Annotated in this window: 16 protein-coding genes; 1 reads left to right on the forward strand and 15 read right to left on the reverse strand. The window is 62.9% G+C overall.

Annotated features, from left to right (window positions below):
• Both CK224_RS26005 and CK224_RS26010 read right to left on the reverse strand, forming a co-directional pair.
• Positions 1-1,718: potassium transporter Kup (locus CK224_RS26005; RefSeq protein ID WP_095783762.1), on the reverse strand; the 1,718-nt coding region annotated here is incomplete at its 3' end.
• Between the two features lie 83 nt (positions 1,719-1,801).
• The gene (locus CK224_RS26010; protein WP_095783763.1) at positions 1,802-2,542 is read right to left on the reverse strand and encodes a pyridoxine 5'-phosphate synthase; all 741 of its coding nucleotides are present in this window, start codon (positions 2,540-2,542) and stop codon (positions 1,802-1,804) included.
• A 113-nt stretch (positions 2,543-2,655) separates the two neighbouring features.
• Here CK224_RS26010 and CK224_RS26015 point away from each other — a divergent pair, with 113 nt between their 5' ends.
• Positions 2,656-3,054, forward strand: coding sequence for an STAS/SEC14 domain-containing protein (locus CK224_RS26015; RefSeq protein ID WP_095783764.1), 399 nt, complete (start codon positions 2,656-2,658; stop codon positions 3,052-3,054).
• 104 nt (positions 3,055-3,158) lie between these two features.
• Here the strand turns inward: CK224_RS26015 and CK224_RS26020 are convergent, their stop codons facing one another.
• From CK224_RS26020 to CK224_RS26085, 13 genes are all read right to left on the reverse strand, one after another.
• Positions 3,159-4,286, reverse strand: a complete 1,128-nt coding sequence (locus CK224_RS26020; RefSeq protein WP_095783855.1) for an ATP-dependent RecD-like DNA helicase — start codon at positions 4,284-4,286, stop codon at positions 3,159-3,161.
• A gap of 142 nt (positions 4,287-4,428) precedes the next feature.
• Positions 4,429-4,779: a nitrile hydratase accessory protein gene (locus CK224_RS26025; RefSeq protein WP_095783765.1), complete on the reverse strand. Its 351-nt coding sequence runs from the start codon at positions 4,777-4,779 to the stop codon at positions 4,429-4,431.
• On the reverse strand, positions 4,766-5,425 hold the full coding sequence (nthB, locus tag CK224_RS26030) for a nitrile hydratase subunit beta (RefSeq protein ID WP_095783766.1): 660 nt from the start codon (positions 5,423-5,425) through the stop codon (positions 4,766-4,768). Before nthB ends, CK224_RS26025 begins: the two co-directional genes overlap by 14 nt.
• Entirely contained in the window at positions 5,422-6,027 is a 606-nt protein-coding gene (gene nthA, locus CK224_RS26035) for a nitrile hydratase subunit alpha (protein WP_067323251.1), read from the reverse strand. The genes nthB and nthA overlap by 4 nt, the downstream gene beginning before the upstream one ends.
• A 65-nt stretch (positions 6,028-6,092) precedes the next feature.
• Positions 6,093-9,251, reverse strand: coding sequence for an efflux RND transporter permease subunit (locus CK224_RS26040; protein ID WP_095783767.1), 3,159 nt, complete (start codon positions 9,249-9,251; stop codon positions 6,093-6,095).
• Positions 9,248-10,519, reverse strand: coding sequence for an efflux RND transporter periplasmic adaptor subunit (locus CK224_RS26045; protein ID WP_095783768.1), 1,272 nt, complete (start codon positions 10,517-10,519; stop codon positions 9,248-9,250). The genes CK224_RS26040 and CK224_RS26045 overlap by 4 nt, the downstream gene beginning before the upstream one ends.
• A 191-nt stretch (positions 10,520-10,710) precedes the next feature.
• Positions 10,711-11,307 carry a LysE family translocator gene (locus tag CK224_RS26050; RefSeq protein ID WP_095783856.1) on the reverse strand — a complete coding sequence of 199 codons (597 nt, stop codon included), beginning with the start codon at positions 11,305-11,307 and terminating at the stop codon, positions 10,711-10,713.
• A gap of 122 nt (positions 11,308-11,429) precedes the next feature.
• Entirely contained in the window at positions 11,430-12,002 is a 573-nt protein-coding gene (gene ilvN, locus CK224_RS26055; RefSeq protein ID WP_059185300.1) for an acetolactate synthase small subunit, read from the reverse strand.
• Between the two features lie 76 nt (positions 12,003-12,078).
• On the reverse strand, positions 12,079-13,860 hold the full coding sequence (locus CK224_RS26060; RefSeq protein ID WP_095783769.1) for an acetolactate synthase 3 large subunit: 1,782 nt from the start codon (positions 13,858-13,860) through the stop codon (positions 12,079-12,081).
• 400 nt (positions 13,861-14,260) lie between these two features.
• Positions 14,261-14,851 carry an HD domain-containing protein gene (locus tag CK224_RS26065; RefSeq protein WP_095783770.1) on the reverse strand — a complete coding sequence of 197 codons (591 nt, stop codon included), beginning with the start codon at positions 14,849-14,851 and terminating at the stop codon, positions 14,261-14,263.
• Complete coding sequence (locus tag CK224_RS26070) at positions 14,848-15,999, reverse strand: gamma-butyrobetaine dioxygenase (protein WP_095783771.1); 1,152 nt, start codon at positions 15,997-15,999, stop codon at positions 14,848-14,850. The genes CK224_RS26065 and CK224_RS26070 overlap by 4 nt, the downstream gene beginning before the upstream one ends.
• A gap of 295 nt (positions 16,000-16,294) precedes the next feature.
• Positions 16,295-16,834, reverse strand: coding sequence for a GNAT family N-acetyltransferase (locus CK224_RS26080; protein WP_095783772.1), 540 nt, complete (start codon positions 16,832-16,834; stop codon positions 16,295-16,297).
• A gap of 36 nt (positions 16,835-16,870) precedes the next feature.
• Complete coding sequence (locus CK224_RS26085) at positions 16,871-17,179, reverse strand: hypothetical protein (RefSeq protein WP_095783773.1); 309 nt, start codon at positions 17,177-17,179, stop codon at positions 16,871-16,873.
• Positions 17,180-17,183: the final 4 nt, after the last annotated feature.

Genomic DNA, 17,183 nt, shown 5'->3' on the forward strand with positions numbered 1-17,183 from the left:
TGCTTGCGGCAGATCGCCAGCGCGCGCGGAATATTCGGCTGCTCCATGTAGCCGAAGGTCAGCGTGACCCGCATGAACAGCTCGTTGACCGTCTCCATCTTCACCCGCTCGCTGTCCGGCACCACCGGCTGCGGTGCGGTCACCACCGAAAGAATGACATTCTTTTCGTGCAGCACCTTGTAGTGCTTCAGGCTGTGCATGAGCGCCGTCGGCGCGCTCAGCGGATCGCTGGTCAGGAACACGGCGGTGCCGGACACCAGTTGCGGCTTTTTCTTCAAAAGGTTCGCCGCCAGAAAGTCGAGCGGGATTTCGTTGCGGCGCGTCTTGTCGAATAGGTAGCGGGTGCCGCGAATCCAAGTCCACATGATCAGCCCCATGATCAAAGCGACAGTGATCGACACCCAACCGCCTTCGACCATCTTGACGACATTGGCCGAGAAGAAGCCGAGGTCGATGACGCCGAAGAGCAGCGCCAGCGCCAATGCGAGCGCCAGCTGCCATTTCCAGAGCCAGCGCATGACGACAAACAAGAGGATCGTCGTCATCAGCATCTCACCGGTCACCGAAATGCCATAGGCGGAGGCGAGCGCGCTCGAGCTGCCAAAACCGACGACCAGAAGCATCACGCCGAGCGCGACCAGCAGATTGACCCTCGGCATATAGATCTGGCCGCTTTGCATCTCGGATGTGTGCTGCACCTCGATGCGCGGCAGAAGATTGAGCTGCACCGCCTGTCTGGTCAGCGAGAAGGCGCCGGAGATCACCGCCTGGCTGGCGATGACCGTCGCCGCCGTTGCCAGGGCGACCATCGGCATCAGCCCCCATTCGGGAAGCATCTGGAAGAACGGGTTGGTCGGCTTGCCGCCGTGCGAGAGCACGAAGGCGCCCTGCCCGAAATAGTTGAGGAGCAGGCAAGGGAAAACGATGGAAAACCAGGCCAGCACGATTGGCTTGCGGCCGAAATGGCCAAGGTCGACATAGAGCGCCTCGGCGCCAGTGACCGCGAGGAAAACCGCGCCGACGGTGACGAAGGCGCCCGTCGGCGTGGTGGCCAGGTAATAGACCGCATAGTAGGGGTTTATAGCCAACAGGACGGACCAATCGTCGACGATGTGATAGAGGCCGGCAACGCCGATCGCCACGAACCATGTCGCCGTGATGGGTCCAAACACTGCCGCCACCTTGCCCGTGCCGAAACGCTGCACGGCGAAAAGCACCGCCAGAATCACCAGCGTGATCGGAACGACATAGGCATCGAGCGCCGGCGTGATGACTTCCAGGCCTTCAACCGCCGAAAGCACGGAGATCGCCGGCGTGATGATCGAATCGCCGAAGAAGAGGGCCGCGCCGCAGAGGCCGATCACCAGGATCAGGCTGGAGCCCTGCGGATAGGCGCTCCGTGCCAGCGCCATCAGCGACAGCGTGCCGCCCTCGCCCTTATTGTCGGCCCTCAGCACGAAGGCGACATATTTGATCGTGACGATGATGGTGAGCGCCCAGACGATCAGCGACAGCACGCCGAGCACATCGTTGCGGGCAACCACTCCCCCTGAAGCATGGAGAGCCTCTCGAAAGGCGTAGATCGGGCTCGTGCCGATATCGCCGTAGACGACGCCGAGCGCACCGAGCATCAGAACCTTGGTGCTGTGCTGCCGCTCGGCCTCGGCATGGCCCGAAGGTTCGAGGGATTCTGTTTCGCTGGCGTTGGCTAGCACCATGAACCCCACTTCATCAGATTCGCCACGCTCCGACGCTGCCGCAAAGCGCGGAACACGCCGGAGCTACGCAAGGCTTCCTCGCCCTACCATCCGCAGGCCTTCAAGAACCGCCCAACCGTGCCGGCCATGCCATACTCCAGCGCATCCGCTGTCAACCCATGTCCGATCGATACTTCGGCCAATGTGGGGATGCGTTTGATCAGTGCAGGCAGATTGTTCACGGTCAAATCGTGGCCGGCATTGACCTGGAGCCCCGCCGCGAGTGCCGCGTCCGCGGTTTTTCCCAGTCTTTCCAATTCCTTGGCCGCCTTGGCGGAATCGGAATGGTAACCGCCATAGGGCCCGGTATAGAGCTCGATCCCGTCGGCACCGGTATCGCGCGCGGCATTCACGCCGGCCGCATCGGCGTCGGAAAACAGCGACACGCGAAATCCGCCCTTCTTCAGCCGCTTGACGATCGGTGTCAGGAACGCGGCCTGCGCGACGAAGTTCCAGCCGTGGTCCGACGTCGCCTGCGCCGGATCGTCGGGCACCAGCGTCACCTGCTCCGGCTGGTTCTTCTCGACAAGCACCAGGAAATCCTCTGTCGGGTAGCCCTCGATGTTGAATTCCGTCTTTGGGAACTCATCGTCGATCAGCGCCCTGATCTCCGGCAGGTCGGAATGTCTCGTATGCCGCTCATCGGGACGTGGATGGACAGTCAACCCATGCGCGCCGGCGGCAAGAGCGATGCGCCCCAACCCCGTGACGCTCGGCCACGGCAGATCGCGTCGGTTGCGCAGCATGGCGACAGCGTTGAGGTTGACCGAAAGCTTTGCAGGCATGAATTGGCATCCAGCTTGGTTTTGGCGGGCATCTATAGCGCCTTTGCAGGGAACAGATAGTGGGTTTCCGGTGTTCCAGAGGACTAGGTGATTGCCAACACAAGGATCTGCCAGTGAATTTCCTCGAGGCGGTGCCGGCGATACGCCGCATTGAAACCAACCGTGACGCGCTTTTTGCCATCGACGTCGTCGGCGATGTCTCGCCGGCGGATGCGGAAAACCTGTTCGGCCTTCTGGAAGCTGCCTATGCCCTGCACCCGAGGATCGACGTGCTAGTGCGGCTGAGTGACGAGGAGAGCGTCGATTGGGCCAACATCGCGCAAGAAACGCTGCAGCAAGGTGTGGCCGACGCGCTGGAGCATGTCGTCCGTTGCGCAGCTATCGGCGAACCGCGCTGGGCATCGCTTGTCGGCGACTTCTTTCCGAAGGTTCTGCCGTTCGAATTCCGGCATTTCACCAGTGACGACGAAGCCGCGGCCTGGCAATGGCTCGATGCGAGGCCGGCAGAATAAGCGGACTGGAGCAATTCCATGAAAGGTGTGACGGCTTTCCGTTCGGAATTGCGCCAAAACAACGAGCTGGAGGGGTTTACCGTTTCCTGACCCGGTGAACCGCTCTATCGCACGATCGTCAGCCGCTCGGCCGCACGCGTGATGGCCGTGTAGAGCCAGCGTTGCCGGGTCTCCTTGAAGGCCCAGCTCTCGTCAAACAGCACGACGTCATTCCACTGCGAGCCCTGCGCCTTGTGCGCGGTCAGCGCATAGCCGTAGTCGAAATCGTCGAATCGCTTCTTCTGCTGCCATGGAATCTCGGCATCCGGATCCTCGAACGCCGCCTTGAGCAGCTTGATCTTGGCAACGCCGCGGTCGGGATCGTCCTCCTCCGGCGAGACCAGCAGGTTGATGCCAGGCTTCACCGTCTCGCGCGACGAGGTCATCACTTTCCACAGCGATCCGTTGAGCAGCCCCTTGGCCGGATCGTTGCGCAGGCAAACCAGCTTGTCGCCGGCCTGCGGATAATCGGCGGAAAAGCCCTTCAGTTCGCGCAGGCGCTGGTTGTAGCGCCGCCGCGTGCGGTTGGTGCCGACCAGCACCTGATCGGCTTTCATCACCAGATCCTGCGTGACCCCTTCCCTGCCGATCACCTGCGCCGTGCCGTAGTCGCCATGCATGAACTCGCGGCCTTCGCGCACGTCGAGCGCCAGCCGGATGATCGGGTTGTCGCGCGCCTGGCGATGGATCTCGGTGAGCAGCACATCCGGCTCATGCTCGGTGAAGAAGCCGCCGCCGGAGATCGGCGGCAACTGCGCCGGATCGCCGAGCACTAGGATCGGCGTGCCGAAGCTCTGCAGGTCGCGGCCGAGTTGCTCGTCGACCATCGAACATTCGTCGATGACGACGAGCTTGGCGCGCGCGATCGGACTTTGCCGGTTGAGTGAAAAGGTCGGCGACATCGACGTCTTGCCGGTCACCTGGTCCTCGACCGATTCCTCGCCCTTCGGCCTGTAGATCAGCGAATGGATGGTGCGGGCGTTGGTCGCTCCCTTGGAGCGCAGCACCTGGGCAGCCTTGCCGGTGAAGGCCGCGAATTGCACCTGCCCGTCGACGTGCTCGGCGAAATAGCGCGCAAGCGTCGTTTTGCCGGTGCCGGCATAGCCGAACAGGCGGAAGATCTGCGGCCGCCCGTCCTTCAGCCAGCGGCCGACCGCCTTCAAAGCCTCGTCCTGTTGGGGAGAGAATTCCATCAGTTCGACAGACCGGATTCGCGAGCGAAACACAAGGTTGCGTGCCATCACCGGCGTCGTCGGCGACGGTCTCATTCATTATCAGCTCGGCACGCTATCAGGCGCAAACAAGAACGTAAAGGGAACGCAGCTTGAGTCCGGGCTACCGGCGGGCTCCGGGATCATTCTCCAGCAGGATCGGCTTGCCGTGCGGCGTGGCGTGCGCGGCACGCTCCCAGGCGGCCGCGAGCGCATCGATCTCGTGCTTGACGGCGACGCCCTTGGTCGCCAGCAATTTTTCCAGCGCCGACAGCCAGTGCTCGTAATAGTCGTGGCCGTCCCTCGCGGCGTCCGGCTTCTTCACTTCGGCGGACAGGGCGTCCGCCCATTCGTTCCACGAAAACAAGCCGCTGTCGTGCAGCGCGACCGTGATGGCGAAAGCCTCCGCCTGCCACGGTTCGGCGAACACCGGATCGTCGAAGCCGCCCGGCAGTTCGGTCTCATGCCGGCTCAAGGTAGCTCTCCCAGGCATCGATCGAGACCTCAAGCGTCGGGTCGGCGCCCTCGCCCCAGATCTCGGCGCCGTCGAAAACCACGGTATAGACCCATTGCGGGTTCTCGCCCTTGCCATGCGCGTTGCTGTCCGGGAACACGAAGCCGTCGCGAACGGCCTCGATCCTTCCGTTCTTGCCGCGCGCGTAGCGCGGCAGGCGCGTATGGCCGGTCGGACTGAAATTCTTCGTCCGCACGCGGTCGCCCGCCTGGAAGCGCGCCGGCGCAGCCACGGGACGGTCGCAAGGCCCACCCTTGGCGAGCACGGCAGGCACATCGGCAGCCTTCAGCACGCGTTTGGGTGTCGACGCCGGATCGACAGCCTTGCCGGCGGCAAGGTCGCGTTCCGTCACGAAGCCATGGCGCTTCAGGAGTACCTCAAGCGCCTGGATCCAGATCTGGTAATAGCTCGACGAATAATAATCGGCGGGATGCAGAGACTCTCGCGCATGCCGGCTCTCGTCGATGTTCCAGGCACCCATGGCGCCGGCAGTGAGCGTGACCCCAAGCGCCCGCCGCTCCCAGGCAGCATGGAAGTAAGGCTCGTCCGTCTCGGGCGCGACCGGCCCGAACCCCATCTGGCCGCCGAGATCTTGCGGCCCGTTCATGCCGGCTCCTTCGCCAGCGCCGTGCCGATCATCGAATCGCGACTGACCAGGCCGGCGAGTTGCTCCTCGCTCCAGCCCTCGGTGCCTTTCGGCCGCATCGGCACCACCAGATAGCGAAGCTCGGCCGTCGAATCCCAGACCCGGATTTTCCTGCCCGCGGGCAAGGTTAGCCCGAATTCTTCCAAAACGCCACGCGGATCGATAACAGCCCGCGAACGATAGGGCGGCGCCTTGTACCAGACCGGCGGCAGGCCGAGCACGGACCACGGATAGCAGGAGCAGAGCGTGCAGACGACGAGGTTGTGCGTCTCATGCGTGTTGAACACCGCCTGCATGTGCTCGCCCTGACGCCCGGTATAGCCGAGCGAGGCAATTGCTGCCGTCGCGTCGCGCTTCAGCCATTCGGCATAGGCCGGATCGTTCCAGGCCTTCGCCACCACCCTGGCGCCGTTGCGTGGGCCGATTTTCGTCTCGTATGTATCGACGATGACGTCGATGGCCGCCGGATCGATCAGGCCCTTCTCGGTAAGGATCGTTTCCAATGCGCGCACGCGCGCCGCAAACGGATCGAGCTCGTTGTCGTGGTCGTGATCATGGGACATGGCGCAAGGTTACGATCGTGCGCACGCCCCCGCAAGCTCGGCACCTTGGGCCAGAGCCGGGCCGCCTATTCGGCGGCCAATTTTTTCGGCTCGGCATTTTCTCCGGGGTCGAAGAGCGAGGGCTGCTCGACCGGCTCGACCGCATGCAACTCCGGCCGGCTCTTCTTCGAGGAGAAGCTGAGCAGCCAGCCGGAGAAATGCTCGAAATAGACATAGATGACCGGCGTGACGAACAGGGTCAGCGCCTGGGATGCGAGCAGGCCGCCGACCACCGCAACGCCGAGCGGCTGGCGCAGCTCGGCGCTGGCGCCGGTGCCGAGCGCGATCGGGAACGTGCCCATCAAGGCCGCCAGCGTCGTCATCATGATCGGCCGGAAACGCATCAGGCAGGCTTTGTGGATAGAGTCCAGCGCCGACATGCCCTCGCGCCTCAACTCCAGCGCCACGTCGATCATCATGATGCCGTTTTTCTTGACGATGCCGATCAGCATCAGGATGCCGATCACGGCTATGACCGACAGGTCCATGCCGAAGAGCCGCAATGCAACCACCGCGCCCAGTACCGCCGATGGCAGGCCCGTCAGAATGGTCAGCGGATGGATGAAGCTCTCGTAGAGCATGCCGAGCACAATGTAGATCGTGAGAATCGCGCCCCCGATCAGCAGCCCTTGGTTGGCAAGCGAATCCTGGAACGTCTTGGCGGTGCCGGCGAAGGTGGTGCCGATCGCCTGCGGCATGCCGATCTGGTCCTTGAGCTGGTTGATGCGGGTCACCGTGTCGCCGAGCGAGACACCCTGCGGCAGGTTGTACGAGATCGTCACCGCCGGCAGCTGGCCAAGCTGGTTGACCGTCAAGACGCCGGCCGTGCGATCGACCCGGGCGAAGGCACCGAGAGGAACGAGGCTGCCGCTCGCCGTTCTCACCTGAATGGCCAGCATGCGCTCCGGCGACCACTCGATCTTCGGATCGAGCTCGGTGATGACCTCGTAACTGTCGGCCGAGCCGAAAATGGTTGAAACCTGATCGGTGCCGAAGCCGCCATAGAGGGCGGAGCGCAGCGTGTCCGTGTCGATGCCGAGCTGCGCGGCCTTGTCGCGATCGACGACCAGCGACGCCTGCAGCGCGTTGTTCTGCAAATCACTTGTGACGTCGGTGAAGAATTTATGATCGGCGGCCATGGCGTCGTTCAATTTCTGCGCCCAGGCGTCCGTCGCGCCGTTATCGAGGCCTTGGACGACCAGCTGATAGGCGCTGGCCGAGGACCGCGAGCCGAGCCTGAGGTTCTGCACCGGTTGCATATAGGTTTCGATGCCGGCGACGCCGGACAGCTGCCGCCTCAAATCGGAAAGCACCTTCTCTATGTCGGGACGCCTGTCCTTGTCCTTCAGTTGCACGAACAACTGTCCCTGATTGAGCGCATTGTTGCCGCTGCCCACCGACCAGGCGACGTGATCGACGTAAGGCGAATGCGAGAAGACGTCGGCAACCTGGCTCTGCAGCTTCGTCATCGCGTCGAAGGAGATGTCCTGGCGTGCGATGGTGGTTACCGAGATCTGGCCTATGTCTTCTTGCGGGAAGAAGCCCTTCGGCGAAACCTGGATCAGCCAGACAGAGGCCGCCGCGGTGCCGACGAAGACCAGGAACACCAGGAAGGTGTGGCGCAGACAGAAGCTCAGGATCCAGTCATAGCCACGCGTGATGAGATCATGTCTGTGACCGTCGGCATGCGCGTCGCGATCGGCCTTGGTCACCGACAAGAGCCGCGAGCACAGCATCGGCGTCAGGGTCAGCGACACGAACATCGACGCCAGGATGGCGACCGTCACCACGACGGCGAATTCGTTGAAGATGCGACCGATGACGCCGCCCATCAGAAGCACGGGGATGAACACCGCCACCAGCGAAATCGAAATCGATATGATGGTGAAGCCGATCTCACGCGCGCCCTTGAGCGCGGCGTCGAAAGCCGACAGCCCGTCCTCCTCCATGTGGCGGAAGATGTTTTCGAGCATGACGATCGCGTCGTCGACGACGAGGCCGACGGCCAGCGTCAGACCCATCAGAGATATGTTGTCGATCGAGAAGCCGAACAGGAACATCGCGCCGAGTGTGGCGATCAGCGAAATCGGCACGGCCACCGCCGGGATGATCGTTGCCGTGACGCGGCGCAGGAACACGAAGATCACCATCACCACCAACGCGATGGTCAGGAGCAGCGTGAACTGCACGTCGTCGACGGCCTGGCGGATCGAGGTGGATCGGTCGTTGAGCAGTTTGATGCTCGCGGCAGCCGGCATCTGGTCCTGGAAAGACGGCAGCATCGCCTTGACCTTGTCGACGACGTCGACCGTATTGGCGTCAGGCTGGCGCTGCACGGCCATGATAATGGCGCGCGTGCCGTCATACCAACTCGCCGTCGTCGTGGTTTCGACCGAGTCGATGACGCGCGTGACCTCGCCCAGCCGCACCGGATGGCCATTCTTGGTGGCGATGATAATGTTGGAAAAATCGGCGGCGTTCATCAACTGAGTGTTGGCCGTGATCGTCAGTTGCTGCTTGTCGTTCTGCAGGACGCCGAGCGGCGTGTTGCTGTTGGCCGAGGCCACGGCCGTCTGCAACTGGTCGATCGAGATGCCGCGCGCGGCGAGCGCGGTCGGATCGATCTGGATGCGCACCGCATATTTTTGCTGTCCGTAGATCGAAACCTGCGCAACGCCATCGATGGTCGACAGCGAGGGCGAGATGACGTTTTCGGCGAAGGCGTCGAGGTCGGTGAGTGGAACGGTGTCGCTGACCAGCGACATCAGAAGAATCGGCGCATCGGCCGGATTGACCTTGCGATAGCTTGGCGGCGCCGTCATTTGCGGCGGCAGCGATTTTTGCGTGCGCGCAATGGCTGCCTGAACGTCCGCGGCAGCCGCGTCGATGTCGCGGTTGAGCACGAACTGGATGGCGATCGAGGTCTGGCCCAGCGAGTTGGTGGTCGAAATAGAATCGATGCCGGCAATGGTTGCGAACTGCTTGATCAGCGGCGTCGCGACCGAGGTCGCCATGGTCTCCGGCGAAGCGCCGGCCAGTTGGGCCGAGACATTCACCACCGGGAACTCCGCGCTGGGCAGCGCGGCAACCGGCAGGAACTTGTAAGCGAACAGTCCGCCCAGCACGAGGGCGAACGACATCAGCAGCGTGGCGACGGGCTTTCGTATGCAGAATTCGGAAATCATGGGCGGGCCTCGCCGGCCTTGTCGGCTTGTGCGACCTTAGGCGAATTTTGATCCCCACTGTTGCTCGCTGTCTTGCCTTCGTGCACCGTCGCGCCGTCCTTTAGCCTTGTCTGGCCTTCGACCACCACTTTCTCGCCGCCCTTGAGGCCTTGGCTGATGGCGCTGTTATCGCCCTCCGTCAGCGCCACCTGCACCGGCCGCATCTCGACCGTGTTGTCCGGCTTGACCACATAGACGAAGGGACCTTTCTGGCTCGGCTGCACCGCGACCGTCGGCACCGAGGTCATTTGCGGCATCGTGCCGGCATCAAGGATGACGTTCACATACTGCCCCGGCCAAAGCGAAAGATCGGAGTTCGGTATGCTCGCCCGCGTGGCGATGGTGCCGGAGGCGGTGTCGACGCTGGAATCGACGAAATCGAGCGTGCCCTTGCCGATCGGCGTCGGATCGCCGTCCTTGGTCAGCGTCACGTCGCCTTGCTGTGGGCTCGCCAACGCCTTGTGCAATAAAGCAAGGTTGCTTTCCGGCAGAGTGAAATTCACCTGCAGCGGGTCCATCTGTGTGATGGTCACAAGCGGCGTCGTGGTGCTTGAGCCGTTGCTGGTGGTGACGAGATCCCCGACCGAGACATTGACCGCCCCCAGCCTGCCTGAGATGGGCGCGCTGATGGTCGCGTAGCTTAACTGGACCGTATCGGCGTCGATCGTCGCCTTGTCTGCATCGATGGTGGCGGCCGCGGCCTTCTGCGCCGCCAGTGCCTGGTCGTAAGTCTGCTGCGTGCCAGCCTGCTTGGCGACAAGGTCCTTGGCGCGCTGAAGATCCGCTGTAGCGCTCACCAGCAGGGCCTGGTCCTTGACCAGCGTCGCCTGGTCCTTGGCAAGCTGCGCCTTCAGCGCGCGGTCATCGAGCGAGAAGAGAAGGTCGCCGGCCTTGACCATTTGCCCGTCCTTCACCGCGATCGACACGATCTGGCTGGAGACACGGGCATTCACGCTGACCACCGATGGCGAGGAGACGAAGCCGATGGCGTAGCGGCGGATCGGAAAATCTGCGGTCGTCGCAGTTGCCGAAACGATCGAGGCGGAACGCGCGCCGCCAGCGCCGCCCTTCTGGCTGCCAGACGCCTTGGTCGTGTCGGCGCCGGCTGCGTCGGCCTGCTGGCCGGAGATCAGCTGCTGCACCCTGCCCATCGTGGCGGGCGACAGGTAAAGGCCGACACCTGCAAGGCAGGCCAGAGCAACGACTGTAAAGGCGATTTTTCCGCGCATCGACAACTGGCCCTCTATCCGACACGCCGAAACCGGTGGTCTATTCTCAGCTCATTCACGACCGTTGCCGCGAATTTCGCCGAATAGATAGGACAAGGCTTTGGCGGAAAAGGGCCAAAACGCGGGATTACGAAGATTTAATATGCACTGCACAATTGTTGTGCAGCCGGCTAACGTGCCGTGGCGATCCCTTAACGCAGCATCGGCCAGAGCGTCGCTGCGAGCAGCAGACCCATTCCTATGTTGAACCATTTCAGCCGCACGGGATCCGAAAGGAAGCCGCGCAGCGCGGTGCCGAACCCGGCCCACACCGAAACGCTGGGCAGGTTGACGATGGTGAAGGCGATCGAAATCAGCGCCACCGAGACGAACGGATGATCCGGATTGGTGTAGACGGCCATGGCAGTGATCGCCATCACCCACGCCTTCGGATTGACCCATTGGAACGCGGCGGCATCGATGAAGCGCATCGGCCGCGCCTCCGCCCCGCCCTTGCCACCCATCGAGCGCGACATGCCGATCTTCCAGGCAAGGTAGAGCAAATAGGCGGCGCCGGCGATTTTCAGCGCCGTATGCAGCACCGGAAACGCTGTCAGCACCGCGCCGAGTCCGAAGCCGACGGCGAGCAGCAGAACCAGAAAACCGATGCTGATGCCGAGCATATGCGGAACCGTTCTGAGGATGCCGAAATTGACGCCAGAGGCCAGCAGCATGAGATTGTTCGGTCCTGGCGTGATCGACGTCACGAAGGCATAGACCAGGAGTGCAAGGAACGCGTTGACGGACATCATATCCTCTCCGGATAGGTCAGCTATATTGTCCTTTTTCGACAGGTGCGCAAAAGCCACGGACGGGTCGACCGCCGGGCAAGCGAGGAGAAGTTGAAGCAGTCGGAGCGGTGGTGGCGCGGCTACATCCCCTGCGGGCCGCGGTTCATGGCTGCGACACCGGTGCGGCAGATCTCGACCAGGCCGAGCGGCTTCATGATGGCAATGAACTGGTCGAGCTTGGAACCCTTGCCGGTGATTTCGAAGATGAAATGCTCGGTGTTGGCGTCGATGACCGACGCGCGGAAGGCATCGGCCAGCCGCAGCGCCTCGACGCGGGCGTCGCCGGTGCCGGCGACCTTGACGAGCGCAAGCTCGCGCTCCAGCGGCCGCTCCTGGCCGAGCTCGTGCGAGCGCACGGTGAGATCGACCACGCGGTGCACTGGCACGATCCGCTCGAGCTGGTGCTTGATCTGCTCCAGCACATGCGGCGTGCCGCGCGTCACGATGGTGATGCGCGACAAATGCTTCTCGTGCTCGGTCTCGGACACCGTAAGGCTTTCGATGTTGTAGCCGCGCCCCGAGAACAAGCCGATGACGCGGGCAAGCACGCCCGGCTCGTTGTCGACCAGCACGGAAAGCGTGTGCGTTTCCGGCTTTTCGGTTTCCTTGGCGATGAAGTAGGCGGAGCCGGTCGGCTGGAGCTGTGCGTTCATGACGTGAATCTCGATTTCAAACTTTGGCGCTAATTCTCTGTTTCCACACGGCTTCCGCCGCAGACGCTGCCTGCCGCTACACCAGTTCCCTGCCCTTGGCGTCGATGGCGTTGGCCACCGCCTCGTCGGTCGCCTCGTCAGGCAGGAGCATCTCGTTATGCGCCTTGCCGGACGGGATCATCGGGAAGCAGTTGGCAAGAGTCGCCACGCGGCAGTCGAACAGCACCGGCTTCCTCACCGAGATCATCTCGCGGATCGCGTCATCCAACTCGTCCGGCTTGTCGCAGCGTATGCCATGGCCGCCATAGGCGTCCGCCAGCTTGACGAAATCCGGCATCGCCTCGGTGTAGGAATGCGACAGCCGGTTGCCGTGCAGCAGCTGCTGCCACTGGCGCACCATGCCCATATATTGGTTGTTGAGGATGAAGATCTTGATCGGCGCTTCGTACTGCACGGCCGAGCTCATCTCCTGCATCGTCATCTGCACCGAAGCGTCGCCGGCGATGTCGATGACCAGCGCATTCGGATGTGCGATCTGCACGCCGAGCGCCGCCGGCAGGCCATATCCCATCGTGCCCAGGCCGCCCGAGGTCATCCAGCGGTTGGGCTTGTCGAAGTGATAGTGCTGCGCCGCCCACATCTGGTGCTGGCCGACTTCGGTGGTGATGTAGGTGTCCATATCCTTGGTCAGTGCATAGAGCCGCTGGATCGCATATTGCGGCATGATCACGTCGTTGTTCATCCTATAGGCGAGCGAGTCCCGCGCGCGCCATTTCGCGATCTGCTCCCACCATGGATAGAGCGCCTTCTTGTCGGCCTTGGCGGTCGCCCGCCACAGCCGCACCAGATCCTCCAGCACGCGGCCGACATCGCCCAGGATCGGCACGTCGGCATGGACGTTCTTGTTGATCGAGGACGGATCGATGTCGATATGGATCTTCTTCGAGTTCGGCGAGAACGCGGTCAGCCGGCCGGTGATGCGGTCGTCGAAGCGCGCGCCGATGCAGATCATCACGTCGCAATCATGCATGGCCATGTTGGCTTCGTAGGTGCCATGCATGCCGAGCATGCCGATCCAGTTCTTGCCCGAAGCCGGATAGGCACCGAGGCCCATCAGCGTCGAGGTGATCGGAAAGCCGGTGAGGTCGACCAGCTCGCGCAGCAGATGGCTGGCTTCCGGACCTGAATTGATGACGCCGCCGCCGCTGTAGATGATCGGCCTCTTCGCGCCGGCCATCAATTCGACGGCGGCCTTCACCTTCTCCAGATCGCCCTGGACCTTCGGCTGATAGCTGGTGCGCGGCGCCGTCTGCGGCGGCACGTAGATGCCCTTGGCGAACTGCACGTCCTTCGGAATGTCGACCACGACCGGGCCGGGGCGGCCGGTGGTCGCGACATGGAAGGCTTCATGGATGGTGGCGGCCAACTCGTTGACGTCTTTCACCAGCCAATTGTGCTTGGTGCAGGGGCGCGTGATGCCGACGGTGTCGCATTCCTGGAAGGCGTCGGAGCCGATCAGCGAAGTCGGCACCTGACCGGTGAGACAGACCAGCGGAATGGAATCCATCAGCGCGTCCTGCAGCGGCGTCACCGCATTGGTTGCCCCGGGGCCGGACGTGACCAGCAGCACGCCGGCCTTGCCCGTCGAACGCGCATAGCCTTCGGCGGCATGGCCGGCACCCTGCTCGTGCCTGACCAGAATGTGCTCGACCTCATCCTGCTGGAAGATCTCGTCATAGATCGGAAGGACCGCGCCGCCCGGATAGCCGAAGACATGCTTGACGCCGTTGTCCTTCAGCGCCTGCACCACCATTTCGGCGCCCGTCATTTCGCGCCGCTCGTTATGTCCGTTGCTCATCGGTCTGGTCCCGTACTGTTCGCCATCTGGCGATTTGCTGGTCGTCTAGTTGGGTTTTGGGCAATAAAAAAGGCCCCCGAGGGAGCCTGTGGGATGCGCATGGGAGGTTTTCGCCTGGCGGTTACACCGCCTTGCCCACGCGCCAGCCTACGAGAATGAGTGCTGTTTTCATGGGCGCGGACAATAAGGTCGGTTCCGCGCCGCTGTCAACGGGCAATCTGTCGGTCCCATTGTTCAGCGGCGCGGATTGTTCAGGCCGCCAGCACCACACCCCTTGCCTGGCTGCCGCCAACGCATTTTGCCGGGTATGTCGAGACTCATGATGTTGCCGAGAAAACATCTCTAGTCTTCGGCGGCGCACTATTGTCGGCAAGTGTGCCGGGTGGGGCGGCGCCGGTGATCACGTCGCGCTTTGGGTCGCGAACTTTTTCACCACCCGCTCCAGCAGCGGCACGTAGTCGCGAAAGGCGCGCGTCTTCATGTTGGCGACCTTGCCACCCTCGTCCCAGATGCGCACACGCACGGCTTCCTGATGGAATGGATTGCTGCGGAACTCCGCCACCTCCTCCGCGCTCATCGGCCCGCCCTGCAGCGACAGCGTATGGACCGAGGCCGGCGACAGCTTGCCGAAATAGGAGGGATCGGTGGCGCAGAGATAACGCTTGGCCGCAACATGCAGCCTGACGCATTCGACGATGACCGGCGGAAAGAACGGCGCCAGCACCTCGCCACCCGCCTCGTCGTGGTGCTTGTCCTCGACGTCGTCGGGCGAATAGGTGCCGAACTCGCTGGTGTAGTGGCCGATGTCGTGCAGCAGCGCCGCAGCCACAAGCTCCTCCGGCGCGCCATCCTGCTCGGCTAGCCACGCGCCCTGCAGCATATGCTCGGACATGGTGACCGGCTCGCCGAGATAGGATTCCGCGCCGCGACGCTCGAAAATGTCGGCGATGAACTCGACGATGTTGCCGGTGTTCAGTTCATTCGATTTCATTCGGCCGCCTCTCTGACATCGTGTTCGATTGCCGCCAGCGTGGACAGCAGGCCGTCCTTGTCGGCGTAGCAGCCCTGCAGCCAGCGCGTGCCGCTGCCGGAAAAGGCCTTGCGCGCATGCATGACGCGCGTGTTGTCGACGATGAACGACTGGCCCGCCTCGAGCTTGAAGGTCACCTCGAAGGCCGGATCCTCGATCAGTTCGGCGAACCGGCGATAGGCAGCGTAATATGCGTCCATTTCGGCGAACGGCACGTCGATGGTCGGCGCCAGCGAACGGTTGTTGAAGCGCACGCAGATGAGCTCGCCATCCGGTCCGAGCTCAATCATCGGGCGCTTGGACTGCAGCCGCACGCCCGATGAGCCGGCATATTCGAAGCGCGCCGGATAGGAGGAAAGCAACCGGAAGCCGTCCGAATTCTCGGCCTGCAGCGCGGCCGCCACCGCGAATCCGTCGACGACGCTGGATTCGCCGCCTTCCACCGTATTCTCGATGCAGGCCAGGATCTGCAGCGTCGGCACCGGGTCGCGGTAGGGATTGTCGGTATGCGCCTGCAGGCCGAGATTGGTGTAGGCAAGATTGTTCGGATTGACCTCGGCGCGCACCTCGAACCAGCGCCCGTAATTGGTCTCCCTGATATATCCGAAGAGATCGGCCACACTGCACAATGCCCCGGATTCGGCCGGCAGACCGTCCATGACGGCAAAGCCAAAGCTCCGTACCGCCGTCAGCCATTGCCGCAGAACATTCCTGTCGTGCCGCGCCTCACTATAGGCCGCGCGCGGCACCGAACTCTGCATCGTGGCCTTGGTCCACCGCCGAATGTCGCTGCCGGTCCAGCCGGGCTGCCGATTTTCTTCACGGTCGTAAGTATGGCCACGAAGCCAGCTTGCGGGAAAGCTGACGGTCTTGTCTTCAGGCACGAACGTGACCACCAGCGCCTCGCCCTTGATCGAGGCCTCTCCGATCCGTGTCTCGGCCGGAATGTCCAGGATGGTGATCAGCCGCTGGCCGTTGCCGGAGCTGCGGGTCCTGTCGTCCAGCGCGTTGTCGCGCAGCCACATGGCATGGAATCGGCTGCGTGTTCCATCGTCCCAGCCAAGCGCGATCGTCCGTCCTTCGTCGACAAGGGTTGCTCTCGTCAGCATGTTTCTGAAACTCCTTCGGGCCGTCGCCGCGGTACCGATTGCATGCTGTCTTTGCCAAAGGCATAATTCAAGTTACTGTTTTTCGGCCAATGCCGCCAAAAACCTAATGACTGGAAAAGCTGCCGATCCCATGCCTCCGCTCGACTGGCTACGCAGTTTCGAAGCGGCTGCGCGCCTGTCCGAGTTCGAGCTTTCGAGCCCATCGGGTCACTTCCTGACGCGGCCATCGTCATCGCGGCTGTCCGGCGCCGAACAGGATTTTCGCCGCTGGCTTTTGTCGCGTCTCGCCAGCATTTCAGGATAGCGCCCGGGCCGGCTCCCCTATCCGCTTCCAATAGATGAGCGTGCCGGTGAGCCCACCATGCGGTTTCAGCGCATAGTTCGGAATCTCGCCGGTCAGCGAGAAGCCGAGTCTTTCGTAAAGGTCGGCTGCCCCCTCTTCGCTTGCTGTGTCCAACACCAGCAGGGTGCGCCCTTTCTTCACCGCCAGTTCCTCGGCGGCCCGCATAAGGCTGGTGGCAATACCTTTGCCGCGAGAGTCAAGGCGGGTCATCAACTTGGCGATCTCGGCGCGGTGCGGTTGGTTGGGCGGGCAGTCGAGAAGCAGCGTGACGGTGCCGACAAGCGCCTCGCCATCCCATGCGCCCAGCAGCGCCCGTTCCCCGCGCGCCGCGGCAGCGAGCGATTTGCGCCAGAACTCGTGGGCTGCATCGGGGGACAAGGGATGCATGAAGCTCACCGATCCGCCGGCGGCGACTGTCTCGATCAGCAGGTCGGCGAGCATCCCGCTGGTTTTTGCGTCGTCGTTCAGCGCCCTGATTTCAGGCGGGTTCATGTCGGTGGTCTCCAGGTGATGAGGTTCGAGCCGCGGTCATGCGAAATGACTGCTCCGTCTTCGGCGGCGCGCCCTTCGGATTTCCGCGATACGTTCGGCATCGTCCTCGCTGAGGTGCCGCCCGCGCTCCAGGATCTCGAGCGTGTATTCCTCATAGGTGAGCCCAAGCCGCTCGGCCTTTTCCAGCCGCATCAGCATGACGGCGTGGCTCGGCGCCTTCCAGGCTTTCTCGTGGGCGGTGCGCCAGTGAAGAAAGATGTAGGGGTCGCCCTTGCCCCAAGGCGGACCTTCGTAGTCGTCGAGAGGCGGCCCGCCATTGTGGGACCGTTCAGGCCGGCGTGCCATGCGA

Origin of the sequence: Mesorhizobium sp. WSM3862 (genome assembly GCF_002294985.1) — a bacterium.
In the GTDB taxonomy this organism is placed as follows: domain Bacteria; phylum Pseudomonadota; class Alphaproteobacteria; order Rhizobiales; family Rhizobiaceae; genus Mesorhizobium.